Here is a 10,832-nt window from a genome sequence, read left to right as displayed (position 1 = left end):
CCGGCAGGCTAACGCGGCCCTGACCCCTCCGGGCCGCCCAGCGACATTCCGAACGCTTGAACTCCCTCGTGTGAGGGAAGCCTCACGAACCCGAGGCGGTCGTAGAAGGCGAGAGCTGACGTGTTCGTGGCGTCGGCCACCAGGTGCACACCGGGCACAGCGCGCGCACGGAGTGTCTCTCTGAGCGCATCGATCAAGCGACGCCCCCATCCCTGTCCCTGCGCCTGCGGCAGCAGGTCGATGTGCAGGTGAGCGGGATAGGCGTCACCGTAGGGTTCAGCTCCCGCGCGTCTGGCTGCGGCGTAGCGAAGGATGCCGGCGGTGCGTTCCGCGCGCGGACCACCGGTCTCGGCAACCCGAGCCCACCGCGCCCCGCGCTCGGGCCACCACGACGTGCTGAACCAGTGCTCGAAAGACCTCGTATCGGGTGCGCAGACGAGATATCCGACTGCCTCGCCCTCATCGTCGACCACGAACGCGTCATCCGGATGCCGGGCAAGGTAGGGGCGGAGGAACACCTCGGGCCAGATCTCGTCGTCGGTCAGGATGCCTGTCGCATCGGCTCCGGCATCCGCCGTGCGGATGCACACCGACGACAGTGCCGCCTCATCCTCGGGGCGAAAGGGTCGAATGCTGGCCACGCCACGATGGTACGCGGGGGTGGTCCGCCTGCGACGAGGCTGCGAGGATAGCGAGGTGAGGACGAACGCGTGGGTGTGAGCACAGGTCAGGTGTCCGAGATCGCACAGCGGATCGCCAAGCCACTGCGCCGCCTGCTCCGCTTGCTCCTCGCGCCGCTCACCAGAACCCGCCTCTTCCGCGCCGCAGGTCCGCGCCTCCTCCCCCCGATCGAGCGAGTGTTCGCCGCCCTCAGCGGCGGTCGAGTGCAGCTCAGCGCCGTCCTGGTTCCCTCGCTCGTTCTCCACACGACCGGGGCCAAGAGTGGCCTCACCCGGGATGTTCCGCTCATGTACACACCCGACGGGCAGGGGCGAGCGATCGTCGCGGGGACCAACTTCGCCGGCGAACACCACCCCGCGTGGACGACGAATCTGCTGGCCCACCCGGATGCCGCCATCACCGTTCGCGGCAAGCGGATGCTCGTGAACGCCAGCCTCATCCCGGACCAGGAGCGAGACGCCGCGTGGGCGCGTATCGAGTCGCAGTGGCCCGGCTACCGCGCCTACGAACGGGAATCCCACCGCACCGTGCGACTGTTCCGGCTCCAGCCGGTACTCAGACACGCGAGCGCCGAGCGCGGCAAGGCAGCGCCTACGGAGTGAGGGCCTGCACCGTCCGGGGCCGCACGATCGCCCACAGTGCGATGACCGCGATCGCTCCGCACCCCACCATCACCGATGCCATCGTCGTGGCGGTGATGCCAGCGCTGGCGGAGAGCCAGCCGACGAGCGGCGAGATGGCGCCGGCGACGCCGAAGTTGACCGCCCCGAGGATGGATGCCGCGGTCCCCGCCGCCTTCCCGTGGCGGTCGAGGGCGAGCACCTGCACGCACGGGAAACCGAAGCCCACCGAGGTGATGAACAGGAACAGGGGGACCATTGTTCCCCAGAGCCCTAGTCCCAGACTGTCGGCGAGGATGATCGCCGCACCGAACACCACGGTGCCTGCCGTCGAGAAGGCCAGCACCCACTGGGGGCCGAAGCGTGCGGCCAGCCGCGAGGCCGTCTGCACACCGAAGACGATCCCGAGAGAGTTGACGGCGAACAGCAGACCGTAGGCCTGCGGATCGAATCCGTAGCCCTCCTGAAACAGGAACGGCGAGGCTGACAGGTACGAGAACAGACCGCTGAAGTTCATGCCGCCGATCACGAGCACGCCAAGGAACACGCGGTCGCTGAGCACCGACCGATAGCGCTGCCACGTCGTGGTGCTTCCCGTGTCGTGGCGGCGTGCGGGCGGCAACGTCTCGGGGATGAGGAAGACCGTACAAACGAGCATCACGATGCCGTACACGGCGAGGACGACGAAGATCCCCTGCCACGGCATGACGATCAGAAGCGCCGAACCGATAAGGGGCGCGATGACCGGGGCAACACCGCTCACGAGGGCGAGCCGACTCAGCATCACGACCAGGCGCTTGCCCCCGAACAGGTCGCGCACGATCGCCATCGCAACGACACCTCCCGCTGCAGCGCCGACTCCCATGAAGAACCGAGCGGCGCCGAGGGTGATGAGCGTCGGCGAGAGCGCTGCAGCCGCGCTGGCCAGCACATGCAGCACCGTCACAGCGATCAGCGGCATCCGTCGCCCGACCTTGTCACTGAGCGGGCCCACGACGAGCTGACCGACAGCGAATCCGATCATGGTGCCCGTGAGCGTCAGCTGAATCGCGGCTGACGTGGTCTGGAAATCGTCCTCCAGTACCGGAAAGGCCGGGAGGTACAGATCGATCGTGAAGGGGCCGAGCGCTGTCAACGCGCCGAGCAGGATGATGTAGAGCACCCGGCGGCGTGTGGGAATCGCATCGCCCGGGTGCAGCATGATCGGCGCCGTGGCGGGGTTCGCTCCGAGGGTGCGGATCGCACCGGTGGCAGAGCGGAGCCGCACCGATCCCGTCGGGGTCAGGTCCGACCGGTCAGCGGGAGGTTCGGCCGCGGGTGTCACGGGCGTGGAGGCAGTGTCGAGCACGGTTTCCGTTCAGGGGGCGTCACGCGACTCTCGGGGATCGTCGCCCCCGATCGGCGTCGAATCGATTCGACTCCATGATAACGGATGCTCACCCCAGCCGGCATCCGCACACGAAGGGGCGTCCCTTCCGGGACGCCCCTTCGCCGTGGTTCTCTTGCGATCAGCCCTTCGTCGAGCCCGCGAGCAGGCCCCGCACGAAGTAGCGCTGCAGCGAGAAGAACACGATGAGCGGAACGATGATGGCCACGAAGGCACCGGCAGTCAGCAGCTGCCACTCGTTTCCACGCGTTCCCGTGATCTCTGCGAGCAGCTTCGTGATCGGCGCGACCGGACCGTCGGCGAAGATCAACGCCACGAGCAGGTCGTTCCAGACCCAGAGGAACTGGAAGATCGCAAACGACGCGAGCGCCGGCATCGTCAGGGGCAGCACGATGCGGAAGAAGATCTGCCCGCGCGATGCCCCGTCTACTCGTGCCGCCTCGATGATGTCGGCCGGGATCTGCGACATGAAGTTGTGCAGCAGGTAGATCGCCAGCGGCAACGCGAACATCGAGTGCGCGATCCAGACCTGTGCGTATCCGCCGGAGACCCCGAGCGGACCTGTGATCTGCAGTCCGAAGATGTTCAGGCCCCGAGAGAACGAGCTCAGCAGCGGAATCAACGCCATCTGAATCGGCACGATCTGCAGCGCGAACACGAAGATGAACAGCCAGTCGCGACCCTTGAAGTCGATCCACGAGAACGCGTACGCCGCGAACGCCGCGATCGTCAGTGGCACGATGGTCGCCGGAATCGTGATGGCGATCGAGTTGATGAACGCCTCGGCCATCGTGAGCTGCGTATTCCCGGCCTGCAGCACCTGGATGTAGTTCTCCAGTGTCACCTGCGGATCGGCGAAGAAGGTCCACCATCCGGTCGTCTTGATCTGCTGCTCAGGCCGGAACGATGAGATGAACAGACCGAAGGTCGGGATCGTCCACGCCACCGCGATGATGATCGAGGCAACGGTCGCCCACGGCTTCGAGAGAACCTTGCGCGCACGTCGCGCGGGGCCCTCGGACCTCGCCATGCCGCGGGTGAGCTCCTTCTCGGTCTCCTTGTCGATCGGGAGATCGATCGGCATAACCTCACTCATTGGATCGCCCCCTTCGGGCGATCAGCGCGCGAGGGCGCGCTGGATGCGTACCGCATGCTCATCGGATCTCCTTCTGCTTGCGGATCTGCCGCGCGTTGTAGATCACGATCGGCAGCACCAGGAGGAACAGGACGACGGCGAACGCGGCGCTCCGGCCCGCCTCGAACTTCGTGAACTGGGTGTACATCTCGTTCGCGATCACCGAGGTGCCGAAGTTTCCGCCTGTCATCGTGCGAACGATGTCGAAGACCTTCAGCGAAGCGATCGAGATCGTCGTGAGGACCACGATGATCGCGGGGCTGATGGCGGGAACCGTGACGTTGATGAAGCGCTGCCAGGCGTTGGTCCCATCCAACTGCGCCGCCTCGAGTTGTTCGGTCGGAACGCCCTTGATCGCCGCAGAGAGGATGACCATCGCGAAACCGGTCTGCACCCAGATCAGCACGACGATCAGGAACAGCGTGTTCCACGGCTCGTTCAGCAGCCACTGCACGGGGTCTCCGCCGAACCAGACCACGATCTGGTTGAGAAGACCGATCTGGGTGAACTCCGGGCCGCGGTAGGCGTACACGAAGTTCCAGATGATGCTCGCACCGACGAACGAGATGGCCATCGGCATGAACACCAGAACCTTGTAGACCTTCTCACCACGGGTCTTGTCGATGAACACCGCGTAGGCGAGTCCCACGATCGTAGACACGGTCGGTGCGATCAGCACCCAGACGATCGTGTTGACGACGGTCCTGATGCCCTCGGGCTGCGTGAAGATCCAGACGAAGTTGTCGATCCCGACGAACTTGTTGCCCGCCGCGTTCATGAACGACGCGACGAAGGTCTGGATCGACGGCAGGATCAGACCGATCAGCAGCAAGAGCGCCGCCGGGGTCATGAAGGCGATGAGCTGGATGAAATAGCCCTTGCCGTTTCGTGATCGGTAGTCGATCACGAAGAACAGCCCACCGATGAGAGCGGCGACGATCGCCGCCCACCAGAGGGAGTTGAACAGCAGAACCGTGGCGACCGGGATGAGCACGCACATCGCGAGCCGGATCCAGGTGTACACAGGTCCCGAGCGGGGAGCAATGTCGATGAGGAAGAGGATCAGGCCGATCACCACGAGGAATGCAACGACCACGACGATCGCTTGCAGAATCGGGTGCAGCATGCCGACCCAGTTGAAGAAGGCGGTCACGTCGCTCCTTTCGAGAACGTCAGCGGACTCGCTCGAATCCTAGCCAGGAAGACGGCGAAGGGGCCGCCCCGCCTGAGCGAGGCGGCCCCTCTGCCTGTCGTACTAGCTGGCGGGCCAGCCGGCTTCGATCTGTGCGGTGACCTCGTCAACCGGGGTTCCGCTGATCCACGAGACCATGCCCTTCCAGAACGTCCCGGCGCCGACGGCACTGGGCATCAGGTCGGATGCATCGAACCGGAACGTGGTGTTCGGGTCCTGCAGGATCTCGATCGCCTGGGTCAGGATGCCCGACGATGCGTTGGCCGGGTCGAGGCCCGTGTTGGCCGAGATGACGCCACCGAGCGAGACGCGGTTGTTCGCCCACTCCGGGCTCGAGAGGTACTCGAGCACAGCCTGCGTGTCGGACTCGTCGTTGAACGCGCCGACGATCTCGCCGCCACCGGTGACCGCCGGAGCGCCTGCTTCCTGACCGGGCATGATGAATGCCCAGACGTCGCCGTCCTCGGCGACAACGCCGCCGGCATCCTCGATGAATCCGGTGAAGAACGACGCCTGGTGGTGCAGTGCGCACTCACCCGAGACAAGAGCGGCAGCGGGGTCGCCGAACTCGGTCGAGTTGATGGACTGCACGTCACCGAAGCCGGCGTTGACGTAGGCGGGGTTCAGCAGGTACTCACCGGTCGCGTCGAACGCGTCGATGATCGGCTGGTCGGTGAACTTCACCTCGTTGGCGACCCACTGGTCGTAGACCTCGGGACCCGAGTCGCGAAGCACCATGTCCTCGATCCAGTCGGTTCCCGGCCATCCGGTCGCATCGCCCGAGCCGAAGCCGGCGCACCACGGAGCCTTGCCCGTGGTCGACTGGATGGTCTGAGTGACCTCCATGAGCTCGTCGAGAGTGGTCGGCACCTCGAGACCCCACTCGGCGAACTTTGCGGGCTGGTACCAGATGAAGCCCTTGACGGATGCCATCAGCGGCGCGCCGTACAGCGTGCCATCGACGGTGCCATAAGCAGCCCAGTCCTCCGACCAGTAGTCCGCGACGTTCTGCTGCACGGCCTCGGGGGCCGCAACCAGGTAGCCGCGCGACGCGAGGTCGGCGAGCAGGCCGGGCTGCGGGAAGATCGCGATGTCGGGCGGGTTGCCACCCTGTGCGCGGATACCGATCTGGGACTCGAACTCCTTGGAGGCCTCGTACTTGATGTCGATTCCCGACTCCTCCTCGAAGTCGGCCCACGACTGGTCGAGCAGTTCCGCCTCGGTGTCCGAGATCGTGCCGTAGATCGTCACGACGTTATCGACGTCGCCGCCACCGCCGTTACCGCCGTCGCTCGCGCAGCCGGCCAGTGCGATCCCGGCGACGCCGGCGATAGCCACGGCGCCGAGCACCTTGTGACGCTGTGTCATACCCATATGAATGACTCCTCCTCGTTGAGCGCAAACATGGTTCCTTCGTAAGAGCCTCTCCGGAACCGCTTCCATGACACCGTATCGCCCTCTTCTGCTGCGCACAACAGATGAACCATTACGAGCCGATAACTGCGGCTGGGAGCGCTCCTTTCGCTATCGAGATAGTGATTGACGACACGACATTCCTCTGGAACCGGTTCCCCTTTTTGCCCTTCGTCGTTTAGCCTGTCCCTACAAGGGATCGACGATCGATCGCAGGTGCGGTGTCGGGAACCGCAGAGAACCGCCGGAAGGTACAACGACGTGAGCGGCATCGAGGACGTGGCCCGCGCTGCGGGAGTCTCGAAGGCAACGGCAAGTCGCGCTCTCACCGGACACGGATACGTCGCTGCAGCCACGCGGGAGCGGGTGGCCCGGGTCGCTCACGAGATGGGATACGTGCCCTCCTCGAGCGCCGCAAGCCTCGCCACCGGACGCACCCGCAACGTCGGCGTTGTCATGCCCTACCTCAACAGGTGGTTCTTCGCCGAGGTACTCGAAGGCATCCAGGAGGTGCTTCTCGAATCCGGCTACGACCTGACTCTTTACGATGCCAAGCCGGGGACGGAGGGTCGTCGACGCGTCTTTGACGACTTCCTTGCCAGAAAGCGATTCGACGGGTTGATAGCGGTCGGCCTCGAACCGGACGACCACGAGCTCGAAAGACTTGTCGCGATCGGCCGTCCCGTCGTCAGCGTGGTGGCAATCGGCGACAACGCAGGCGTCGTGCGACTGGATGACGAGTATGCGGCACGGCGCGCAACGACGCACCTCATCGAACTCGGACACACGAAGATCACGTTCCTCGGGGGCGTCTCCGTCACAAGCGGTCCGCACGTCGATCGCGCGCGCCTCTCCGGGTACCAGCGGACGATGACGGAGGCGGGTCTGACCGTGACACACGTCCGGTCAGAGGTGAGCCTGCCCGGCGGGTATGCGGCTGCCGTCGACCTGCTCGGAGACCCCGAACGACGTCCCACGGCGCTACTGGCGACCTGCGACGAGGTCGCGATCGGTGCAATCATCGCCGCCCGGCGGCTCGGCATCCCCGTTCCCTCAGCGCTGAGCGTCGTCGGTATCGACAATCACGAGTTCGCCGAGATGTTCTCTCTCACGACGCTCGAGCAGTCGCCACGCAGTCAGGGCATGCAGGCGACGCGGATGCTGCTCGGACAGCTCGAGGACCCTGCGCGGGTTGCGCAGGATGTCAGCATCCAGGCCCGCCTGATCGTGCGCAACTCGACGGCCCCTCCCCCGGGCACCCCCTCGGTGACCGTCGGCGTCGGCGTCACGTCCTGACACCGGATTTCCGTGAGGCACCCCATCGCCCGTGAGACACGGCGTAGCGCGCGGTGGCTCACCAGAGTTGCGGGGTCTCGTGCGGCAGACACCTCCCGCTACAGTGGTGCCGTGAACGACACGACGGCCGACGGCGGCGCAGGAACGGCGACTCCGGATGCCGCGCGTCGCCCGGTGATCGTGTCGGTGGCAGTCGCTTTCGTCTACCTCACGGGGCTGCTGAGCATCCTTCTCGGCATCCTGGTGCTGCTCAGCCGCTACACCCAGTCCAGCTCTGGAGATGTGCTCGTCGTGTCACTCATCGGGGCCGCCATCATCCTCGTGGGGCTGCTGATCATCGGGATCGCGTCAGGCGTCGCGCGCGGGAGCCGACTGTCGAGGATCGCCCTGACGGTGTACCTGGCAATCCAGGTACCGCTGCATGCCCTCGCCATCGCCACCGCTGATTTCGACTGGATCGCCGCGATTCAGCTTTCGCTGGAGATCTTCACTCTCGCGGTGTTGTGGCTTCCGCCGACGAACCGCTTCTTCCGCGCCGCCGCTGACGCCCGGCCCTGACAGTCTTCGCGCCCGCCATCCGTGCAGCAGTATCCCGCGCCACGAATCGGCGGTGAATGAACCGCACGATCTCGATCCCACCGATTGTCGCAACGATCACCGCGGTGAGCAGGTACGCGGCATCCTCGCCCGGGTCCGTGAGCTGGAAGAACTCCGTCGCCAGGGGCACCGAGAAGATCAGCACCAGTCCGATGAACATCGCGCCGATCACAAGGCCCTTGTAGCGGTTGATCGGCCGGGACAGCACGGTGAGAATCCAGATCCCGACGATGGCGAGCAGGATCGTCGCGCCAGTTCGCATCTGCTGCTCATCGACGCCGAGAGACTGCGCGCCGAGCGTGTACAGGGTGAGCCCCGCCCCGACGACCACGCCGGCGGGGATGGCGAAACTCAGCGACCGCCGCAGGAACCCCGGAATGTAGCGCTGCCGGTTGGGCATGAGCGCCAAGAAGAACGCCGGGATGCCGATGGTGAGCCCGTCGGTGATCGAGAGCTGCCTGGGCAGGAACGGGAACTGCAGCACCAGGATGCCGAACACGATCGACAGCACGAAGATGTAGGCGGTCTTGGTGAGGAAGAGCATCGAGACGCGCTCAATGTTGGCGATCACCTGGCGCCCCTCCGCAACGACATCGGGAAGGTGCGAGAACTGGCCATCCAGCAGCACGAGGCGCGCGACAGCCTTCGTGGCCGCGGCGCCGGAGTTCATTGCGATGCCGATATCGGCGGTCTTGATCGCGAGCGCGTCGTTGACGCCGTCTCCGGTCATCGCCACGGTGTGTCCACGCGATTGCAGGGCAGTGACCATGCGCTTCTTCTGCTCGGGGGTGACACGGCCGAACACGTGGTAGGTCTCGAGCACGTCAGCGAGCGCCTCGTCGTCGTCGGGCAGCTGCCGGGCATCGAACCCCTCAGGTGCGTCCACTCCGACCTCACGCGCGATGGCAGCGACAGTGCGGGGGTTATCGCCCGAGATGACACGGATGCCGACCCCCTGCTCCCGGAAGTACGACAGCGTCTGCGCGGCATCCGGCCTCACCTGCTCACGGAACGTGAGCACGACGATCGGGACGAGATCATCGGGGATGCTCTCCGCCTCGGCCTGTTCATCGGAGATCGGATGCGGCGAGTGCCCGAGCACGAGGGTGCGCCGTCCCGTCGCGGCAAGCTCGGCGACCAGGGACCCGAGCTCGGTGCCGGCCCCGGTTTCCTCCGGAAAGACCATCTCGGGTGCACCGAGAACCCAGGCTCCCGACGGACCGCTGCTGAACGACGCGGCGCTCCACTTGCGTGCGGACGAGAACGGGATGACAGCCGCCGAGACCACAGGGGCCTCGAGCGGGTAGGGGTCGCGCAGGCACCGCGCTGTGGCGTTGGCCGCCGGATCGGCGCCGTACCACCCGAGCGCCTCATCCCATCCGGGCGCCGCAGCACCGCCGACGGGATGAACGGCATCGAACTCGATCTCGCCCGCAGTGAGCGTGCCGGTCTTGTCGAGACACACGACGTCCACGCGCGCTAGCCCCTCGACGGCGGGAAGTTCGTTGACGAGCACCTGGCGCCCCGCGAGCTTTGCCGCGCCCACAGCGAAGGCGATGCTGGTCATGAGCACGAGCCCGAGCGGAATCATCGCGGTGACCGCGGCGATGGTGTTCACAGCCGCCTGAACCCAGTCGCCACTCTCCCACGCGGCGACCCATCCGCCGAAGACCATCATCTGGGCGTTCAGGACCAGAAGCGCCATGGGCCCGATCGCCCAGCCCACGACCCGCAGCACGAGGTTGATCGAGGAACGCAGCTCGCTCGAGACGAGCGAGAATCGCTTGGCCTCGGCCGCGAACCGGTTGGCATAGGAATCGGCACCGACACGGATGACGCGCGCCATCCCCTCTCCCGCGACGACGATCGAGCCAGAGAGCGCCTCGTCGCCAGGACGCTTGTCGACGGCATCCGACTCGCCCGTGAGCATCGACTCGTCGACCTGCAGCCCGCGGGCGTGAATGACCTCGGCGTCGGCCGCGATCTGGTCGCCGGCGCGGAGCACGAGGATGTCGTCGATCACGACTGCGGTCGGGTGGATCTCGTCCTCGATACCATCACGCAGCACGCGGGCGGTGGGCGCATTGAGCAGGGCAAGCCGGTCGAGCGCCGCCTTCGCACGGAACTCCTGCCACACACCGATGATCGTGTTTGCCAGGGCGCTGAGGCCGAAGATCGCGTCTTGCCACCGCCCGAGGAGCAGGAGCACGGCGAAGCACGACCCGACGATGGCGTTGAAGATCGTGAAGACGTTGGCGCGGATGATGCTGCCGATGCTCCGGCTCGAATCGGCCTGATAGGCGTTGGTTCGGCCGTCGGCCACACGCTCGGCCACCTCGGCAGCCGTGAGTCCGGTGATCTCGTCATCCCCGGTCGGCTCGGGCCCTGGCTGCGTTGCCACATCGGTACCGCTGGTCATGCGTTCACCCTAGCGGGCACGCCCGGCGCGGGAGGGTGCAGGTTCGGATGCCGGGAATGCACGAAGGCCCCGGATGCCGAAGCATCCGAGGC

The 10,832-nt window shown here is 66.0% G+C and carries 9 protein-coding genes; 3 read left to right on the top strand and 6 right to left on the bottom strand.

Annotation, left to right across the window (positions count from 1 at the left end; all coding sequences use genetic code 11):
• Positions 1-8 precede the first annotated feature (8 nt).
• The gene (locus ACQVDU_RS11125; protein WP_300591568.1) at positions 9-641 is read right to left on the bottom strand and encodes a GNAT family N-acetyltransferase; all 633 of its coding nucleotides are present in this window, start codon (positions 639-641) and stop codon (positions 9-11) included.
• Between the two features lie 69 nt (positions 642-710).
• On the opposite strand from ACQVDU_RS11125, the gene ACQVDU_RS11120 reads away from it, so the two are divergent.
• On the top strand, positions 711-1,283 hold the full coding sequence (locus ACQVDU_RS11120; RefSeq protein ID WP_443477140.1) for a nitroreductase family deazaflavin-dependent oxidoreductase: 573 nt from the start codon (positions 711-713) through the stop codon (positions 1,281-1,283).
• Here the strand turns inward: ACQVDU_RS11120 and ACQVDU_RS11115 are convergent.
• The 4 genes from ACQVDU_RS11115 to ACQVDU_RS11100 form a co-directional block, all read right to left on the bottom strand.
• Entirely contained in the window at positions 1,273-2,649 is a 1,377-nt protein-coding gene (locus ACQVDU_RS11115; RefSeq protein WP_408631717.1) for a multidrug effflux MFS transporter, read from the bottom strand. The two genes, ACQVDU_RS11120 and ACQVDU_RS11115, sit on opposite strands and share 11 nt — an antisense overlap.
• 160 nt (positions 2,650-2,809) lie before the next feature.
• Positions 2,810-3,784, bottom strand: coding sequence for a carbohydrate ABC transporter permease (locus tag ACQVDU_RS11110; RefSeq protein WP_331791783.1), 975 nt, complete (start codon positions 3,782-3,784; stop codon positions 2,810-2,812).
• A gap of 58 nt (positions 3,785-3,842) precedes the next feature.
• Positions 3,843-4,976 carry a carbohydrate ABC transporter permease gene (locus ACQVDU_RS11105; RefSeq protein WP_331791784.1) on the bottom strand — a complete coding sequence of 378 codons (1,134 nt, stop codon included), beginning with the start codon at positions 4,974-4,976 and terminating at the stop codon, positions 3,843-3,845.
• Positions 4,977-5,078: 102 nt separating this feature from the next.
• Complete coding sequence (locus ACQVDU_RS11100; protein WP_331791785.1) at positions 5,079-6,389, bottom strand: ABC transporter substrate-binding protein; 1,311 nt, start codon at positions 6,387-6,389, stop codon at positions 5,079-5,081.
• 300 nt (positions 6,390-6,689) lie between these two features.
• Here ACQVDU_RS11100 and ACQVDU_RS11095 point away from each other — a divergent pair, with 300 nt between their 5' ends.
• Entirely contained in the window at positions 6,690-7,724 is a 1,035-nt protein-coding gene (locus tag ACQVDU_RS11095) for a LacI family DNA-binding transcriptional regulator (protein WP_331791786.1), read from the top strand.
• Positions 7,725-7,835: 111 nt separating this feature from the next.
• Positions 7,836-8,282: a hypothetical protein gene (locus ACQVDU_RS11090; RefSeq protein ID WP_443477139.1), complete on the top strand. Its 447-nt coding sequence runs from the start codon at positions 7,836-7,838 to the stop codon at positions 8,280-8,282.
• Here ACQVDU_RS11090 and ACQVDU_RS11085 read toward each other — a convergent pair.
• On the bottom strand, positions 8,212-10,740 hold the full coding sequence (locus ACQVDU_RS11085; protein WP_443477138.1) for an HAD-IC family P-type ATPase: 2,529 nt from the start codon (positions 10,738-10,740) through the stop codon (positions 8,212-8,214). The genes ACQVDU_RS11090 and ACQVDU_RS11085 overlap by 71 nt on opposite strands.
• Between the last annotated feature and the right edge of the window lie 92 nt (positions 10,741-10,832).

The organism is Microbacterium sp. F2 (genome assembly GCF_052274505.1).
Taxonomy (GTDB): domain Bacteria; phylum Actinomycetota; class Actinomycetes; order Actinomycetales; family Microbacteriaceae; genus Microbacterium.
This window is presented reverse-complemented; position numbering and strand designations above follow the sequence as displayed.

Excerpts from the sequence above, each read along its gene's own strand:
- ACQVDU_RS11110 (WP_331791783.1), bottom strand. The coding sequence starts at position 3,784 with ATGAGTGAGGTTATGCCGATCGATCTCCCGATCGACAAGGAGACCGAG.
- ACQVDU_RS11100 (WP_331791785.1), bottom strand. The coding sequence starts at position 6,389 with ATGGGTATGACACAGCGTCACAAGGTGCTCGGCGCCGTGGCTATCGCC.
- ACQVDU_RS11085 (WP_443477138.1), bottom strand. The coding sequence starts at position 10,740 with ATGACCAGCGGTACCGATGTGGCAACGCAGCCAGGGCCCGAGCCGACC.